Origin of the sequence: Aeromicrobium sp. SORGH_AS_0981, from assembly GCF_031453195.1 — a bacterium.
Lineage (GTDB): Bacteria > Actinomycetota > Actinomycetes > Propionibacteriales > Nocardioidaceae > Aeromicrobium.
In genome coordinates this window covers 1,215,091-1,231,001 of record NZ_JAVIZD010000001.1, presented here as the reverse complement: position 1 = coordinate 1,231,001, position 15,911 = coordinate 1,215,091, and the positions used below count along the sequence as shown (strand labels likewise).

Annotated in this window: 13 protein-coding genes and 1 pseudogene; 4 read left to right on the top strand and 10 right to left on the bottom strand. The window is 74.3% G+C overall.

Annotated elements, in window-relative coordinates; genetic code table 11:
- Positions 1–176: 176 nt before the first annotated feature.
- Positions 177–437 (bottom strand): hypothetical protein, encoded by a 261-nt coding sequence (locus QE370_RS06275; RefSeq protein WP_309633821.1) that lies wholly within the window; start codon positions 435–437, stop codon positions 177–179.
- Between QE370_RS06275 and QE370_RS18170 the strand changes: the two are divergent.
- A pseudogene (locus tag QE370_RS18170) lies at positions 349–1,893 on the top strand (FtsX-like permease family protein); the annotation flags it as partial. The gene QE370_RS06275 and the pseudogene QE370_RS18170 sit on opposite strands and share 89 nt — an antisense overlap.
- Positions 1,894–2,193: 300 nt before the next feature.
- On the opposite strand, the gene QE370_RS06265 reads toward QE370_RS18170, so the two are convergent.
- From QE370_RS06265 to QE370_RS06245, 5 genes are read right to left on the bottom strand one after another with little or no spacing between them, the layout of a single operon-like run.
- Positions 2,194–4,248, bottom strand: coding sequence for a VWA domain-containing protein (locus tag QE370_RS06265; protein WP_309633819.1), 2,055 nt, complete (start codon positions 4,246–4,248; stop codon positions 2,194–2,196).
- Between the two features lie 4 nt (positions 4,249–4,252).
- Positions 4,253–5,680: a sigma 54-interacting transcriptional regulator gene (locus QE370_RS06260; protein ID WP_309633818.1), complete on the bottom strand. Its 1,428-nt coding sequence runs from the start codon at positions 5,678–5,680 to the stop codon at positions 4,253–4,255.
- Positions 5,673–6,689: an aldo/keto reductase gene (locus QE370_RS06255; RefSeq protein ID WP_067853436.1), complete on the bottom strand. Its 1,017-nt coding sequence runs from the start codon at positions 6,687–6,689 to the stop codon at positions 5,673–5,675. The genes QE370_RS06260 and QE370_RS06255 overlap by 8 nt, the downstream gene beginning before the upstream one ends.
- Before the next feature lie 60 nt (positions 6,690–6,749).
- Positions 6,750–7,166: a DUF6157 family protein gene (locus tag QE370_RS06250; protein ID WP_309633817.1), complete on the bottom strand. Its 417-nt coding sequence runs from the start codon at positions 7,164–7,166 to the stop codon at positions 6,750–6,752.
- Positions 7,167–7,197: 31 nt separating this feature from the next.
- Positions 7,198–7,413, bottom strand: a complete 216-nt coding sequence (locus tag QE370_RS06245; RefSeq protein WP_309633816.1) for a hypothetical protein — start codon at positions 7,411–7,413, stop codon at positions 7,198–7,200.
- A 393-nt stretch (positions 7,414–7,806) separates the two neighbouring features.
- On the opposite strand from QE370_RS06245, the gene QE370_RS06240 reads away from it, so the two are divergent.
- Both QE370_RS06240 and QE370_RS06235 read left to right on the top strand, forming a co-directional pair.
- A complete protein-coding gene (locus QE370_RS06240; protein WP_253026910.1) occupies positions 7,807–8,337 on the top strand; it encodes a hypothetical protein in 531 nt (176 codons plus the stop codon).
- Positions 8,338–8,383: 46 nt separating this feature from the next.
- Positions 8,384–9,010: a hypothetical protein gene (locus tag QE370_RS06235; RefSeq protein ID WP_253026912.1), complete on the top strand. Its 627-nt coding sequence runs from the start codon at positions 8,384–8,386 to the stop codon at positions 9,008–9,010.
- A 3-nt stretch (positions 9,011–9,013) separates the two neighbouring features.
- Here the strand turns inward: QE370_RS06235 and QE370_RS06230 are convergent, their stop codons facing one another.
- Positions 9,014–9,895, bottom strand: coding sequence for a rhodanese-related sulfurtransferase (locus QE370_RS06230; protein WP_309633815.1), 882 nt, complete (start codon positions 9,893–9,895; stop codon positions 9,014–9,016).
- 31 nt (positions 9,896–9,926) lie between these two features.
- Positions 9,927–10,448 carry a 2'-5' RNA ligase family protein gene (locus tag QE370_RS06225; RefSeq protein WP_309633814.1) on the bottom strand — a complete coding sequence of 174 codons (522 nt, stop codon included), beginning with the start codon at positions 10,446–10,448 and terminating at the stop codon, positions 9,927–9,929.
- Between the two features lie 25 nt (positions 10,449–10,473).
- On the opposite strand from QE370_RS06225, the gene QE370_RS06220 reads away from it, so the two are divergent.
- Positions 10,474–11,889 carry an amidase gene (locus QE370_RS06220; RefSeq protein ID WP_309633813.1) on the top strand — a complete coding sequence of 472 codons (1,416 nt, stop codon included), beginning with the start codon at positions 10,474–10,476 and terminating at the stop codon, positions 11,887–11,889.
- A 110-nt stretch (positions 11,890–11,999) separates the two neighbouring features.
- Here the strand turns inward: QE370_RS06220 and QE370_RS06215 are convergent, their stop codons facing one another.
- Positions 12,000–15,008: a zinc-dependent metalloprotease family protein gene (locus QE370_RS06215; RefSeq protein ID WP_309633812.1), complete on the bottom strand. Its 3,009-nt coding sequence runs from the start codon at positions 15,006–15,008 to the stop codon at positions 12,000–12,002.
- A 129-nt stretch (positions 15,009–15,137) separates the two neighbouring features.
- Positions 15,138–15,908 (bottom strand): type I methionyl aminopeptidase, encoded by a 771-nt coding sequence (gene map, locus QE370_RS06210; protein WP_067853414.1) that lies wholly within the window; start codon positions 15,906–15,908, stop codon positions 15,138–15,140.
- Positions 15,909–15,911 lie beyond the last annotated feature (3 nt).

The following is a 15,911-nucleotide window of genomic DNA, read 5'->3' as shown; positions in this document are numbered from 1 at the left end:
CCCGCGCTGCGCCGGCAGACCGTCGTGTCGGGGCAGGCCCCGGCGGCCGACGGTCAGGCGCTCGTCGACCAGCGGACCGCGCAGGCGGACCGCATCCGCGTCGGCGACCGGCTCGTCATCGGCACGGACGGCGATCGGCGCACCGTGACCGTCGTGGGCGTCGCGAAGGCGACGACCTACCTGTCGGCCGACGTGTACGTGCCGTGGTCGACGCTGTCGGCCCTGCCCGACGCGCTGCCCGACGCCGTGGTCGTGGGCACCTCCGGCGACCCGACGGCCGTGGGCGCGGCGCTCAGCAAGGTCACCGAGGAGCCGGTGCGCACGCAGGGCGAGTACGTCGACGCGCGCGTGGTGACCCTGAACCAGGGGTTCGACGCCATCGGCATCCTGCTCCTGCTGTTCGCGACGGTGGCCGGCTTCGTGGCCGTGCTCGTCATCGCCAACACGTTCACCATCCTGTTCGCCCAGCGCACGCGCGACCTCGCGCTGCTGCGCTGCGTGGGCGCGACCCGCCAGCAGGTGCTGCGCTCGGTCCGGGTCGAGTCCGTCGCCGTGGCCCTGCTCGCGTCGGCGCTGGGCGTCGTCGCGGGAGTCGGGGCGGGCTATGGCATCGTCGCCGCGGTGCGTGCCCTCAGTGACGCCAGCACGCTGGGTGCGGTCGCACTGTCGCCCCTGTGGGTCGGGGGTGCGTTCGTCGGAGGGGTCGTCGTGACCGTGGCCGCGGCCTGGCTGCCCACCCGGCGGGTGGTCCGCGTGAGCCCGCTCGCGGCACTCCGTCCGCACGACGCGGACGTGCTCAGCCGCGCCGGCGCCGCCCGCGTCGGTGTCGGCGTCGCCGTGGTCGCCGCCGGGGCCGCGGCCCTGGCCGTCGCGGTGAGGACGTCGACGCTGCCGCCGCTGCTGGTCGGCGGCATGGTGACCTTCACGGGGGTGCTGCTGCTGGGACCGGTCCTGGTCCCGGCGCTCCTGCGGCTGGCCGGACGCCTGCTCGGCGGGACCGGCCTGGCCACCCGGCTGGCGGCCGCGAACGCCGTCCGCAACCCGCGTCGCAGTGCCGCGACCACGGCGTCGCTGCTCGTCGGCGTCACGCTCGCGACGGCCGTGCTGACCGGCATGGCGAGCGCTCGCGGCGCCCTCGACGACGAGCTGAAGGTGCAGTACCCCGTCGACGTCGCGCTCACCGGCTCCTCGGCCCTGCCCGACGACGCGCTCGACCGGGTCGACCGGCTCGACGGCGTCGACCAGGCGAGCCTCGTGCCTGGGGTGCGGGCCGAGCTGCCGGGCGCGGGCGTCGTGCCGGTGCTGGTCCCGGGCGGCGCAGCGCGGGAGCTGACCCGCGACCCGTCCACCGTCGAGGCGCCACGCCGCACGCTGTTCATCCCTGGCGCCGTCGCGACGACGATGGCCGACGGGGTCCCCGAGCGGCTGCGGCTCACCCGCGACGGACGCAGCGTCGAGGTGGCCACGCGGGTCGTCGGGAGCGAGTGGGGCTCGGCCGTGGTGGCCGGACCGGGGGTCGTCGAGGCCCTCGGGGGTGGCGCGACGCCGCAGGCCGTGTGGGTCCGCGCCGACGACGACGCCGACAGGGTGCGCCTCGCGGGCGAGGTCGGTGCGGTGGCGCGGGAGCTCGACCTGGGCGTCTCGAGCACGCTGGACAGCCGCGCGTCGATCGAGAAGCAGCTCGACGTGCTCACCTGGGCGGTGCTCGGTCTGCTGGGGATCTCGGTGGCGATCGCGCTCGTCGGCATCGCGAACACGGTGGGGCTCTCCGTGCTCGAGCGCGGTCGGGAGCACGCGCTGCTGCGGGCGCTCGGCCTCACCCGCGGGGAGCTGCGTCGCATGCTCGCGGCCGAGGGACTGCTGCTCGCGCTGGTGGCTGCCGTGCTCGGCACCGTGGTGGGCGTCGCGTTCGGGTGGGTCGGCACCGTCTCGGTCGTGACGGCCGCGGTGCAGGACGTCCCGCTCGTGACGCCGTGGGGGCGAGCTGGCCGCCGTGGTCGGCATCGCCGCCCTGGCCGGGCTGCTGGCCTGCGTCGTGCCGGCCCACCGCGCCGCGAAGATCGCTCCTGCGGAGGGTCTCGTCCTCGACTGAGTGAGCCCCCCGACCCGCTGAGCGTGACGTTTCGGGCCCTGTCCCGGGGTTTTCGGGCCGCAAACGTCACACTCAGCGGGGAGGGGGCGGTCAGGGGCCGGTCAGCCGGCCCACCAGCCGCGGGAGGACCAGCCGCCGTCGTCTCCGAGGCCGCTGCCGCCACCGCGGCGGGTGCCCAGGTACGACTCGACGACGGCGACGCCGAGGTCGTCGAGCTCCGGCGCGACCACCGAGCCGTCGACCTGGCGTGCCATCTGGTCGATGAAGCGGGCGAGCCCCGGGTCGTCGCCCAGGCGGAAGAACGTGGTGCGGGCGCCGAGGCGCATCGACGCCTCCAGCTCGCGCACCGACAGCGCGATGGTCACGGGGTGGGGCGGGTAGCTGAAGTACACCTCGCCCGAGGACTCCAGGTGCGACGTCGGCTCGCCGTCGGTGACGATGAGCAGCACCGGCTGGGCGTTGGGGTGCTTGCGGAAGTGCCGGTTGGCGAGCAGCAGCGCATGGTGCAGGTTGGTGCCCTTGGCGTACTGGGCGTCGAGCGCGGTGAGCTGTTCGATCTCCATCGTCTCGGCGTGCCGGCCGAAGGCGATCAGCTCGAGCGCGTCGCCGCGGAAGCGGGTGCTGACGAGCGTGTGCAGCGCGAGGGCGGTGCGCTTCATCGGCACCCACCGGCCGTCCATCGCCATGGAGAACGACGTGTCGACGAGCAGCGCCACGCACGCCTGGGTGCGCTCCTCCGTCTCCTGCACCTCGACGTCGCCGATCTGCAGCCGCAGGCCGTCGCGGGCCATCGACGCGGGCGACCCGCCCTCGCCGACCGTGCGGACGACGGCGTTGGTGACCGTGCGGGTGACGTCCCACGGCTCCGTGTCGCCGAACTCCCAGGCGCGGGTGCCGCCGGACCGCTCCCCCGCGGCGCCCGACGCGCGCGTCTCGCGCTGGCCGCGACGGCCGGAGATGGCGCTGGCCACGTCGCGCAGCAGCGCCTTGCCGAGCTGTCGCATCGCCTTGGGCGTCAGGCGCAGCCGACCGTCGGTACCGCGCTCCATGACGCCGGAGTCGCGCAGGGCCTTCTCGAGCTCCTTCAGGGTGCGCAGGTCGACGCCGGCCTCGTCGCCGAGCTGGCGCGACAACGCCTCGAGGTCGACGTCGTCGAGCGTGGAACCCCGGTGCGACTGGGCGAGCTGCTCGGCGAGCGCGTCGAGGTCGGCGAGGTCCTGGAACACGCCCGTGCCGTCGCCGAGCCCGAGGCCCTGGTCGCCGTCCATGGGCGTCGAGCCGCCCCAGTCCTCGCCGGGCCGCAGCGCCTGCAGGTGGCCGTCGAGCCGGTCGAGCGCCTCGGTGAGCTGCGGCGAGCCGAACGCCTGGTTCGACAGCTGCATCAGCTCGCGACGCTGCTCGGGCGTCATCGAGTTCATCATCCGCTGCGCTGCGGCCGACCGCTGCGCCAGGGCGTCGAGCAGCTCGTCGAGGTTCTCCGGACGCTCGGGGAAGTGCTGGCCGTGCTTGGCCATGAAGTCGTCGAAGTCGGTCTGCGTGTCGACGCCCTGCTGCCGCTTCTCGAGCAGCCCGTTGAGGTCGTCGAGCATCTCGTTGACGGCCGCGCGGTCGGCGTCGGTGGCGTTCTCGAGCGCGTCCTTCATGCCCGCGAAGCGTTGGTCGAGCATCTCGCGACCGAGCAGGTCCTTGATGCGCTCGAAGTCCTCGCGTGCCTGCGAGGACTGCCAGTCGTAGCCGTTCAGGTCGCGCACGGCGGCGGCGGGCGACGGGGACACGTTGTCGAGGGTCAGCTCGGCGAGCGCGCGGTCGCCGTCGTCGAGCTCGACGTCGCGGGCGAGCTGCTTGCGCTCCTCGAGGAGCGCGCGGTCGAGCAGCTCGCGCACCTCGCGCAGCGTGCCGTCGAGGGCGTGCTGACCGACCAGCTCGCGACGCCTCTCGGCCACCCGTCGGGCGAGGTCGTCGAGACCGCGCTGGTCGGCACCGCCACGCCGCAGGAACTCCTGCAGCGCGTGGTCGGGCGAGTAGCCGGCCATGACGTCCTCGCCGATGGCGTCGAGCGCCTCCCGCACGTCGACGGGCGGGGCCAGCGGGTCCGGCCCGTCGACGTACGCGCCGTACCGGGAGGCACGGCTCAGGCGACGGTTCTGACGACTCACGAGCTCACCCGTAGACCGTCTCGCCGCCGGCGGAGTCCTTGCTGATCCGCCGGGCCAGGAACAGGCCCTCGAGGGCCAGCTCGATGGCACTGGCCCGCTCGCCGTCGTCGACCCCGCCCTCGATGCCCGCGCCGACCCGCTCGCACACCTGGTCGTAGACGTCGGACTCGCCGAGCTGGGGGAGCCCAGCGAGGAAGTCGCGCGCGCTGACCTGCTCGCCGGTGGCCACGAGGGACCCGCCCTCGAGCGCCTCCACCAGCACCCCGAAGTCGATGCCCGTGAACAGCCCGCGCACCGTCTCGGCGGTGGCGGTGCGCAGCAGGTGGTCGAGGACGAGGTCCTCGCGGCCCTCCTCGCCGGACTCGAACTCGATCTTGCCGCCCAGCACGTCGACGGCGGTCTCGAGGTCGACCGGCCGCGCGACGGCGTGGGGCTCGCCCTGGCGGGTGGCCCGGTGCAGCGCGGCGGCGGCGATGGTCTCGGCACCGGCGATCGCGAAGCGCGCGCTGACGCCCGACCGCTGGTCGACCGCCGACGACTCGCGCAGCGCACGGGTGAAGCGGGCGAGGACCTCGATCAGCTGGTCGGGCACCGTCGCGACGAGGTCGGCCTCCTGGCGGATGACGGCGATCTCGTCGACGAGCTGCGTCGGGTAGTGGGTGCGGATCTCGGCGCCGAACCGGTCCTTCAGCGGCGTGATGATGCGTCCGCGGTTGGTGTAGTCCTCGGGGTTGGCGCTGGCGACGACGAGCACGTCGAGCGGGAGCCGCAGCACGTACCCGCGGATCTGGATGTCGCGCTCCTCCATCACGTTGAGCATCGCGACCTGGATGCGCTCGGCGAGGTCGGGCAGCTCGTTGATGGCGACGATGCCGCCGTGGCTGCGCGGGATGAGCCCGAAGTGGATCGTCTCGGGGTCGCCGAGGCTGCGTCCCTCGGCCACCTTCATCGGGTCGACGTCGCCGATGAGGTCGGCGACGCTCGTGTCGGGCGTGGCCAGCTTCTCGGCGTAGCGCTCGTCGCGGTGGCGCCACCGGACCGGCAGGTCGTCGCCGAGCTCCTCGGCGCGCCGGATGCTGGCCACGGTGATCGGAGCGTACGGGTGCTCGCCGAGCTCGGAGCCGTCGATGACCGGGGTCCACTCGTCGAGCAGTCCCACCATGGTGCGCAGCAGGCGGGTCTTGCCCTGGCCGCGCTCGCCGAGGAGCACGACGTCGTGGCCGGCGATGAGCGCGCGCTCGAGCTGCGGGACCACGGTGTCCTCGAAGCCGTGCAGCCCGGGCCACGGGTCGCGGCCTTCCGCGAGCGCGGCGAGCAGGTTGTCGCGGATCTCGGTGCGCAACGGTTTGTGCACGTGGCCGCTGGCGCGCAGGGCGCCGACGGTGTCGATGGTCGGGCGTGGCGTCGGTCCAGACATGGTGTCCTCAGGCATCGATGCTCGACAGGTCGCCGTAGCGGTCGCCGCGGACGGCGTCGCGGGGCACGGCCGTCTCGAGGTCCTCGACGACGTCGGACGTCAGCTCGACCTCCAGGGCGCCGTGGTTCTCCTCGAGGTAGGCCACCCGCTTGGTGCCGGGGATGGGCGCGACGCCGACGCCGTCGCGGCCGGAGCGGCTGAGCACCCAGGCGAGCGCGAGCTGGCCGGGCGTGCAGCCGAGCCGTTCCGCGATCTCGCGCACCTTGGCGACGAGCTGCAGGTTCGACTGCAGCGCCTCGCCCTGGAAGCGCGGGAAGTAGGCGGTGGTCCGGGAGTCGGACTCCTCGAGGTCGGTCTCGGCGGTGATGGCGCCGGTCAGCAGACCTCGACCGAGCGGCGAGTAGGGCACGAGACCGATGCCGAGCTCGCTGAGGACGCCCCAGATCTCGTCCTCGAGGTGACGCGTGAAGAGGGAGTACTCGGTCTGCAGCGCGGTGATCGGGTGGACCGCGTGCGCGCGCCGGATGGTCTCGGCCGAGGCCTCCGAGAGGCCGAGGTGACGCACCTTGCCAGCCTGCACGAGCTCGGCCATCGCGCCGACGGTCTCCTCGATGGGGACGGTCTTGTCGACGCGGTGCTGGTAGTAGAGGTCGATGTGGTCGACACCGAGACGCTGCAGCGACGCGTCGCACGCGGAGCGCACGTACTCGGGCTTGCCGTTGACGCCGAGGCGGGTGCCGTCGGGCAGCCGCTCGTTGCCGAACTTGGTGGCCAGCTGCACGGCGTCGCGACCCTGGCTGCTGGAGGCGATCGCCGAGCCGACGAGCTGCTCGTTGGTGAAGGGGCCGTACATGTCGGCCGTGTCGAGGAAGGTGACGCCGAGGTCGAGCGCGCGGTGGATGGTGCGCGTGGCCTCGGACTCGTCGCGGGTGCCGTAGAACTCGCTCATGCCCATGCAGCCGAGCCCCAGCGGCGAGACGTCGAGCGGCGCGGTGGTGCCGAGCGTGGTGTGCGTCGTGGTCATGGGTACCAGTCAACTCCTGCGCGGCAAGGTTGCACGTCGGGACGACCGGCGGGCGGCACGTCAGGCCCGCGACGACCGCATGCCCTCGCGCTGCTGGAGGGCGGGGTCGGCGCGCAGCGCGGCGTACTCCGCCGACTCCACGGGCACGAGGGCGACCCGGCCCTGGGCGTCGTGGTGGACGCCCCAGCCGTACCGCTTGACGAGGGGCGAGGCGCGCAGGCACGGCTGGCCCTTGGCGAAGAAGGTGTCGCGGTCGATGCCGCGACGCTCGCCCTGGGAGAGGTAGACGACGTCGTCGGACGTGTACCGGTAGGGCGCGTCGGCCAGGAGGTCGTACTGCAGCCGCGCGACGCTCGGCGTGGGCCGCTCGGGCGGCACCTCCGCCGACGTCGCGGGGCAGTCGGGCGCCACCGACGTGAAGGTGTCGTGGTTGTTCGTGGTGTGCACGGCGTCCTCCCGGGGGCTCGCTGCACTCATCGTGCACCCGCCCACCGACGGGAATCCACCCTCAGGCGCGAGGGGCCCAGGCGGGGTCGCGTCCGATGAAACCGACGAACCGGTCCTGCACGGACGCGTCGTCGGGGACGGAAACGGCCGGGCCGTACTGGCCGGAGCCACGCAGCAGGTCCTCGATCGGCTGCATGCCGGCGAGCATCGCGGCGCAGCGGTCGGGGTCGAGCTCGACGTCCTGGCCGCTGGCGCGGGCGAGGTCCCACGTGTGCATGAAGACGTCGGCCGTGTAGAACTGCGCGACGGCCTGGTCGAGCGGGTGCGTTCCGACGTGGGGGTGGTGTGAAGGGTCGGTCGGCGTCGGGGGCGTCGAGGAGTGCCTGCACCGCGTCGGCGTGGTCGCGCCAGGCCTCGGCCGGGTCGGCCGGCCGCGGGTCGGCCGTGCCGAGCGCGACGCCGCCGGCGGACAGGAACGCCGGCAGCCAGGTGACCAGGTGCTCGACGACGTCGCGCGCGGTCCAGCCCTCGACCGGTGCGGGCGCGTCCCAGTCGGCCACCCCGTCGGCGACGGCGGTGAACCCGGCGGCGACGTGCCGGTGGTCGGTGGCCGGTGTGCTCATGGCGGCCCACGCTAGACCGCGGCCGGGGTCGTGGCCATACTGCGGCCATGAGCCCCGACGACGTCGACCCGTTGCTGGCCGGGCGCGCCGGGCTGGGCTACGCCGAGCTGGACGACTGCGCGCGCCGGCTGCGCGACCTCCTGGTCACCACGGCGGAGCGACAGATCGGCAGGCCCCTGCTGCACGAGTTCGCCATCGACGTCGACACCGACCCGGTCCTGCGGCTCAGCCCGCCTGCCGGGTACCGCCGACCGGCGGCCGGTGCCGTGTCGGTGCGCGTGGTCGTGCAGTCGCGGACGTCGAGCGCGGCGCGGCTCGGGCTGCGGGTCACCGTGTGGCCGGCGCTCGGCGGGGCCGACGTCGTCGACCTGCTGGTGGTGCGCGAGGGTGCCGCCGCGCCCGACGGTCACCTGCTCGAGGTGCGGGTCGACGAGGTGCACCCGGAGCCGACCGAGAGCCTGCAGCGACGGGTGAGCGACGTCGTGGCCCGCCAGGTCGCACTCGTCGTGAGCGACCTCAACATCGCGATGCAGCGCAACCTCGCGAACCCCGACTGGGACGGCGGCGAGCTCGGCTGACCACCTCACCGAGCATGGTCCTGGACGGACGACTAGGTTGGCCGTCATGCGCCTCCTCGACCGCGCCCCCGTGCGCGCCCTCCTCGTCGCCGCCACCGCCACCGTCGTCCTGACCGCCTGCGGCGGCAACGACTCCGACTCCGACTCCTCGGGCTCCTCGTCCTCCTCGGCCAGCTCCTCGGCCGACGGCAGCGAGTCGTCCGCCCCCGCTCCCACCGCGAAGCCGGCCGACGGCGAGCGCATCGAGGCCGACGGGTTCAGCTACTCCGTGCCCGAGGGCTGGAAGGAGAACAAGGGCGGGGCGGGTGCCGCCCTGAGCCTCGCCATCGACGTGACCGACAAGGACGGCTTCGCCGACAACGTCAACGTCGTCTCCGACCCGACGATCGTCAACGTCAAGGGCAAGCAGCTCGAGGACGCGCTCGTCAAGGTGCTGGAGAACGCGGACGCCCAGGACGTCGAGGTGCGCGACCCGCTCACCATCGACGGCCAGGAGGCCGTGCACTCCACCGCGGTGTTCAACCTCAACGGCAACGAGTACCGCGTCGAGCAGTACACGCTCGCCGTCGACGGCAAGGGCTACGTGATCACGTTCTCCCACAACAAGGACCTGTCGGAGGCCGACCGCGACGCGGTCGACCAGTCGATCCTCGCCAGCTGGTCCTGGGCCTGACGCTCAGCGACCGCAGACGGCCGACCCGGCCGTGCACGCGGGGCAGCGCACCATCTGCCGCACGCACGCCGGGTCGGCGCAGTCGACGACGTCGCGGCTCGGCGTGCCGCACGTGTCGCAGCGACCCACGACCTTCGCGTCGGGGCTGAACTCGACCGTGGTGCGGGCGTCGAAGACGTACATCGACCCCTCCCAGAGCCCGGTGTCGCCGAAGGCCTCGCCGTAGCGGTGGATGCCGCCGTCGAGCTGGTACACGCGCCGGAACCCGCGGCTGCGCATGAGCGGGGTGAGCACCTCGCAGCGGATGCCGCCCGTGCAGTACGTGACCACGGGCCGGTCCTTCAGGTCGTCGTAGGCGCCGGAGTCGAGCAGCTCGACGAACTCGCGCGTGGTCTCGACGTCGGGACGCACCGCGCCGGCGAAGCGGCCGACCTCGGACTCGATGCGGTTGCGACCGTCGAAGAAGACGACGTCCTCCGCCTCGACCAGCGCGTGCAGCGCCTCGGGGCTGAGGTGCTCGCCGCCGCCGACCACGCCGTGCGGGTCGACGGCCAGCTCGTCGGGGGCGCCGAACGTGACGACCTCCTCGCGCACCTTGACCGAGAGTCGCGGGAACAGCGCCGTCGTGACGCCGTCGTCGAGCGCGCGCCCCGCCGACCACTTCACGTCGGCGCCGCGGTACGGCGCGTACTCGCGCAGGCCCCGGACGTAGCGCTTGAGGGCGTCGAGGTCGCCACCGAGGGTCGCGTTGATGCCGTGGGACGACACGATGACCCGACCGCGCAGCCCCAGCGACCCGGCGAGGCTCAGCTGCCACACGCGGATCGCGTCGGGGTCGGGCACGGGGGTGAAGACGTAGAACAGGATCACCTTCGGCACGGCCACGTCGACGATTGTCCCTGACGGGCCACGCGGCTCAGAGCAGCCAGGTCTCCTGCGCCTCGGGGTCCCAGCGACGCACGCCGGCGACGCGACCCTCGCGCTCGCGCTCGACGTCGGCCAGCGCGGACAGCGCCGCGGGCAGCAGGCCGACGTCGAGCCGCTGCGCGAGCGTGACGTGCGGCGTCCAGGCGTCGGGGCGCACGTGCCCGAGCACGCCGGGCTCGTCGCCGACCACGTCGAGCACCCGCGCGTGCAGGTCGAGCAGCCCGGCGGACACCACGACCGAACGGGCCAGGACGCACCGGCCGGGGCGTCCGGGGAGGACGAGCACACCGCCGAGCCGCAGGGTCGGGAGGTCGGCCGGCACCGCGCCGGCGAGCCGGGCGTCGGCGTCGGCACCGATCCGCTCGGCGACGGCGAGCGTGACGTGCGGGGCGTTCGAGGCCCCCGTGTGCCGGGCCTGGCTGGGGAGCCCCGCCTCGACGAGCCGCGCCCACTCCTCCCGGACGCTCGCGTCGAGCACCGGGTCGAGCAGGGCCTCCACGGACTGCAGCACGGGCCCAGCGTGGCACGCTGGAGCGGTGACCGTGCTGCACGAGCTCGACGCCCACGCGATGGCCGAGGCGATGGCGACCGGGGAGACCACCTCGGTCGAGCTGGTCGAGCACCACCTCGCCCGCGTCGAGCAGCACGACGCGACGCTCGGCGCGTTCGTGACGGTCACCGCGGACGCCGCGCTGGAGGCCGCGCACGCCGCCGACGCCCGCCGACGCTCGACGTCGGCCCGCGACCTGCCGCCGTTCCTCGGCGTGCCCACGGCGTTCAAGGACCTGACCCCGACCGCGGGCGTGCGCACCACGCTGGGGTCGCGGCTCATGGCCGACCACGTGCCCGACGTCGACGCGCACGTCGTGACGCTCGTGCAGCTGGCGGGGTTCGTGAGCCTGGGCAAGACCAACACGCCCGAGATGGGGCTGTCGTCGTACACCGACAACGACGTCGTGGGCCCGGCCCGCACGCCCTGGGACCCGTCCCGGACGGCGGGCGGGTCGTCCGGTGGCGCCGCTGCCGCCGTGGCCGCGGGGCTCGTGCCGCTCGCGCAGGGCAGCGACGGCGGCGGGTCGATCCGCATCCCGTCGAGCTGCTGCGGCGTGTTCGGCTTCAAGCCGAGCCGCGGGCGGGTGAGCGCCGGGCCGACGGGGTCGGACTGGAGCGGCCTGTCCGGGGACGGACCGATCGCGCGCACGGTGCGCGACGCGGCCGCCCTGCTCGACGCGATGGCGCACCCCATGCCCGGCGACCTGCGTCCGCTGCCGGAGCCCGCCGAGCCGTTCGCCGCCTGGGCCGCGCGCCGACCGGAGCGCCTGCGGATCGCGCGCTGGGTCGACCCCTACCTGCCCGGTGTGACGGCGTCGGCGTCGTCGGTGCAGGCGTGGGAGCACGCGACCGACGTGCTGCGCTCCCTCGGTCACGAGGTCGTCGACGTGGAGAACCCGTTCCCACCCGCGTTGGAGCCACAGTTCAACGTCGTCTGGTCCAGCGGCATGGCGGCGGCCCCGATCCCCGACGCCGCCCTCGACCTGCTGCGTCCGACGACCCGCTACTGGCGGGAGCGGGGGCGCACCTACAGCGCAGCCGAGCTCGCGCGGGCGATCCAGTTCCTCGAGGCGACGACCCGCGACGTCGTGACGTCCATGGCCGGGTTCGACGCGTGGCTCACCCCGACCCTCGCGCTGCCGCCGCAGCCGGTGGCGTGGTTCACCGAGTCCGGCGACCCCGCCGAGGACCACCGACGCGAGCTCGACTTCACGCCCTACACCGCCGTCTACAACATGGCGGGCGTCCCCGCCGCCAGCCTGCCGCTGTCGGTGGTCGACGGGCTGCCGGTCGGCGTCATGCTCGCCGGGCGTCCCGGTGAGGACGGTCCGCTGCTCTCCCTGTGCGCCCAGGTCGAGCAGGCGGACCCGTGGCACGACCGGCTCCCCCCACGGCGGTAGGTGGCCCGCGGAACCCGGGTGGGCGGTAGGTCTCGCGCGTCATCGACCGTCGATGACGCGCGCCAGCGACCGCTGGCGGAGGTTCCGCGCGTCACCTACCGCCCAGGGGGCTAGCGCACGACGCTCGTCCGCGCCGACGTGCGCGTGACGGTGGTGTAGCCGCTCCTGCGGCCCGTCACCTGCACCGTGATCCGCTTGCCGCGCAGGCTGCGCGGCACGACGAACGTCGCCGCGGTGGCACCTCTCACGGCCGTGCCGTTGGCGAGCCAGCGGTAGGAGAACGTCGTCCCCGAGGTCCACGTGCCGCGCACCACCGACAGACGGCGCCCGACGACCGCCGTGCCCGACACCTTGGGCGTCGACGCGGTCAGCGTGCCTGCCGCGACCGCGCTGGTCGGGGCGGAGGTCGCCGACGCCGTCTCGTAGCCGTCGCGCGTGCCGGTGACCCGCACCGTGATCCGGTCGCCGAGCGTCGCTGCGCCCGGCGTGAACGCCCTGGTGGTCGCACCCGCCACGGGGGCGTCGTCCGCGAACCACTGGTAGGTCAACGTCGTGCCCGGCGCCCACGAGCCGACGTCGACACCGAGGGCCACCCCCACCTTGGCGGTGCCGGTGACCCTCGGGCGCCCCGCGACGGTGGCGCCCGCAGCCACCGCAGCCGTCGGCTCCGACGTCGCCGACGCGGTGTCGTAGCCGCTCCGCTCACCGGTGACCGTGACCGTGACCCGCGCACCCCGCTGCGCCGGACCCGGCGTGAACGTGTCGGTGGTGGCACCGGCGACGGGCGAGCCGTCGGCCAGCCACTGGTACGTGAGCATCGTGCCGGAGGCCCACGTGCCCGGGTCTGCCTGCAGCGAGCGTCCGACGGTCGGGTCGCCCGAGACCGTCGGCGTCCCGGCCACCTGGGTGCCGGCGGCCACCCGGTCCGTCGGGGCCGAGGTCGCCGAGGACGTGTCGTAGCCCGGCCGCGCGCCCGTGACGGTGACCGTGACCCGCGCGCCCTGCTGCACGGGGCCGGGCGTGAACGTGTCGCCCGTGGCGCCCGCGACGGGTGAGCCGTCCGCCAGCCACTGGTAGGTGAACGTCGTGCCCGACGCCCACGAGCCGACGTCGACGCCCAGCGGCTCCCCGACCCTCGGCGTGCCCGTGACCGCCGGGGTGCCGGCGGTCGTGGCACCCGCGGCGACCCGCTCCGTCGGCTGGGAGCTGCGCGACGTCGTGGCGTAGCCGTCCTTCGTGCCGGTCACGGTGAGCGTGATCGCGTCGTCCAGCTGCGCCGCGGTGGGGGTGAAGGTGCTCGTGGTGGCACCCGGCACCTCGACACCGTCGGCGGACCACTGGTAGGCGAGGGTGGTGCCGGCCGTCCAGGAGCCTGCGCGTCCCGTGAGCGGGGAGCCGACGCGGGCCGCCCCCTCCACCGTGGGCGTCGACGCGTCGAGCACGCCGGCGGCCACCGCCGAGGTGGGGGCCGACTCCCTGGTCGCCGAGCGGTAGCCGCTGCGCGAGCCGGTGACGCGCACGGTGATCGTCCGCCCCAGCTGGTCCTTCGTCGGCACGAACGTCGACGCGGTCGCGCCCTGGACCACGGTCCCGCCCGCCAGCCACTGGTAGGCGAACGTCGTGCCCGTCGTCCACGAGCCGGGCTGCGCGGTGAGCGTGGCGCCCACCCGCGGGGTGCCCTCGACCACCGGCGTCGACGTCGCGAGGTCGGCGAGCACGGGGCCGTTGGTGACGGTGACGGTGGCGCTGTCGGCGCCCACGGAGTCGACGCGCACCGACACGTCGCCTGCGGTGTAGGTCTGGCCCGCCTGCCGCGACCCGTGCGCCACGGAGCCGTCGGCGAGCGGACGCAGCAGGGTGCTGCCCGTCGAGCCCGTCGCGCGGGTGCTCACCGTGACGCCCCGGGGGTACTTGCGGGTGCCGCTCACGGACGCGTTCGGCTCGAGCCGGTAGTAGCTGCGGGCGTCGCGGCCGCCCCCCGACCGGTACTCGACCCAGTGGCTCGTGCCGTCAGGGGACCGCACCTCCACGCCCCGCAAGCCCGTGCTGCTGCCGCGCGCCGCCAGGGTGCGGGTGACGGACGTCCCGGACCCGACGACCTCGACCTCGCCGGTGTCGAGGATGCCGAGCTGCGCGCGGTACTCGGTGTCGAGCGCCGGTGGGTCGAGGCTCTGGCTGGAGCTGATCGCGAGGCCCATCGGGCTGTAGAGGTCCCAGTACTCGCCGCCCTGGCCGTCCTGGCTGTCGAGGTTCGCGTGGTTGAGGCCGAGGTTGTGCCCGACCTCGTGCGCGAACGTGGCCGTGAAGATCGACGCCGACTCCTTCTGCGTCGACGACCCGCCGTCGTCCATGCCGCGCCCCACCGTGCCGACGCCGACGCCGTTGCACGTGTCGTCGACGACGACCAGAAGGTGGTTGCCGGGCTGGTCGAACGTGCCGTCGGGGAACTGGCGCCCGGCCTCGCTCCAGAGCGTCCACGGGTTGGCGAAGCCGCAACGCTGCGTCGCGTCGAGCGCGCTGTCGTAGCGGACCGTCGAGGCCGTGCCGAAGCTGGTGCCGGACTCCTCGCTCCACCAGCGCGTGCCGCCGTCGACGCGGGCCTGGATGGTCGCGTCGGAGTCGACGGAGGCGCCGCTGTTGCCGACCACGGCCACGTAGACCCGGTGCGGTGCCAGCGCGACCGCTGCCTCGGCGGTGTCCACCTGCGCGGTACGCACCGGCACGGGCTCGGTCGGGGTGCCGTCGAGGGCGGCGTCGAGCACCGGTCCGTCGACGAGCTCGGCCACCACGGTCGCCCCGACGACGTCGGGGGCGTCGAGGTCGAGGTCGACCGGCACGTGCGTGCCGTCGGCGAGGACGATGAGCGGCTGACCGCCGGTGTGGTCGTGGCCGGCGTGCGGGTCGCCGCCGGGCGCGACCGGAGCCGCGGGCTCGCTGACGACCTCGCGCAGCACGCCGCGGACCCGGGTGGTCTCGGCGCCCGCGAGCGTCGGGTCGGTGTAGGTGACGTCGTCCCCCGACGTGCGCACCGTCGGCTCGGCCGCCCGCGCCGACGTCGGCACCGTCACGAGGACCGCGCCCACGAGCGCGCCGACGACCACCGATGCACGACGACGCATCGCCGACCTCCACTCCCTCACCGACCGCCACCGGTCGGCGCTCCCGGGACCCACCGTAGGCCGAAAGTCCCGGGACCGAGGGGGTTTTGGTCAGGGTGGCCGGGCCTCGCCCTGGGAGGCGCGCGCGGGTCAGGCGCGAGCGGTGAGGATCACGGGGTCGCCGTCGGTGACGGCGATGGTGTGCTCGCTGTGCGCGCCGCGCGAGCCGTCGGCGCTGCGGATCGTCCAGCCGTCGGGATCCATGACGATCTCGTCGGTCGACTGCAGGAACCACGGCTCGATGGCCACGACGAGGCCCGGGTCGAGCCGGACGCCGCGGCCGGGCCGGCCGTCGTTCGGCAGGTGCAGGTCGCCGTGCATCGTGCGCCCGACGCTGTGGCCGCCGAACTGGGTGTTGACGAGCAGGCCGTGCGACCGCGCGACGCCGCCGATCGCGGCGCTGATGTCGCCGAGCCGGTTGCCGGCGCGCGCCGCGTCGATCCCGGCCGCGAGCGCCTCCTCGGTGGCCGCGATGAGGGCGAGGTCCTCCTCGCGCGGCGTGCCCACCACGATGCTGACGGCGGAGTCACCGACCCAGCCGTCGACCGAGCAGGCGAAGTCGAAGCTGACGAGGTCGCCGTCCTTCAGCCGGTACCGGTGCGGCAGACCGTGCAGGACGGCGTCGTTGACCGACGTGCACAGCACCTTGCCGAACGGCCCGCGCCCGAAGGAGGGAGCGTAGTCGATGTAGCAGGACTCGGCACCGCGCTCGCGGATCATGCGGTGCGCGAGCGCGTCGAGGTCGAGCAGGTCGACCCCGACGTCGGCGGCGTCGACGAGGGCGGTCAGGACCTCGCCGACGAACTGTCCGGCGGCACGCATCTCGTCGACCTGGGCGGGGGTGCGGAGCTCGATGGCCATGTC

What these genes read in the sequence shown, in the direction of transcription:
- QE370_RS06275 (WP_309633821.1), bottom strand. Translation starts at nt 437, where the DNA reads ATGACGAGCACGGCCACGAAGCCGGCCACCGTCGCGAACAGCAGGAGC.
- QE370_RS06260 (WP_309633818.1), bottom strand. Translation starts at nt 5,680, where the DNA reads ATGCCTGAGGACACCATGTCTGGACCGACGCCACGCCCGACCATCGAC.
- QE370_RS06255 (WP_067853436.1), bottom strand. Translation starts at nt 6,689, where the DNA reads ATGACCACGACGCACACCACGCTCGGCACCACCGCGCCGCTCGACGTC.
- QE370_RS06250 (WP_309633817.1), bottom strand. Translation starts at nt 7,166, where the DNA reads ATGAGTGCAGCGAGCCCCCGGGAGGACGCCGTGCACACCACGAACAAC.
- QE370_RS06245 (WP_309633816.1), bottom strand. Translation starts at nt 7,413, where the DNA reads ATGCACACGTGGGACCTCGCCCGCGCCAGCGGCCAGGACGTCGAGCTC.
- QE370_RS06240 (WP_253026910.1), top strand. Translation starts at nt 7,807, where the DNA reads ATGAGCCCCGACGACGTCGACCCGTTGCTGGCCGGGCGCGCCGGGCTG.
- QE370_RS06235 (WP_253026912.1), top strand. Translation starts at nt 8,384, where the DNA reads ATGCGCCTCCTCGACCGCGCCCCCGTGCGCGCCCTCCTCGTCGCCGCC.
- QE370_RS06215 (WP_309633812.1), bottom strand. Translation starts at nt 15,008, where the DNA reads ATGCGTCGTCGTGCATCGGTGGTCGTCGGCGCGCTCGTGGGCGCGGTC.
- map (WP_067853414.1), bottom strand. Translation starts at nt 15,908, where the DNA reads ATGGCCATCGAGCTCCGCACCCCCGCCCAGGTCGACGAGATGCGTGCC.